1 protein-coding gene is annotated in these 231 nt (G+C 35.9%); it reads left to right on the forward strand.

All coding sequences use genetic code 11. The annotated features are described in order from the left end of the window. Positions 1 to 231 (forward strand): efflux RND transporter permease subunit (locus tag AAEY62_RS25110; protein ID WP_350637222.1); only part of this gene is annotated, 231 nt, incomplete at both ends.

Raw genomic sequence — 231 nt, forward strand, 5'->3', positions numbered from 1 at the left:
TTGTAAAGCAAGCTAAAGCCAACACCTTAACTGTGGTTGATAACGCCCGCGCCGAACTTGAAAAAATAAAACGTAACCTACCCGAAGGAACCACTATAGAGGATAGTTACGACTCATCTATTTTTATAAAAGAATCGATTAATGAGGTATACAGCACCCTTGCTATTTCTATGGGCTTAGTTGTATTAATTATTTTTATATTTTTAGGTAATATTCGTGCCACCTTAATCC

This window comes from Pseudoalteromonas sp. GW168-MNA-CIBAN-0100 (assembly GCF_040309225.1).
GTDB lineage: Bacteria > Pseudomonadota > Gammaproteobacteria > Enterobacterales > Alteromonadaceae > Pseudoalteromonas > Pseudoalteromonas arctica.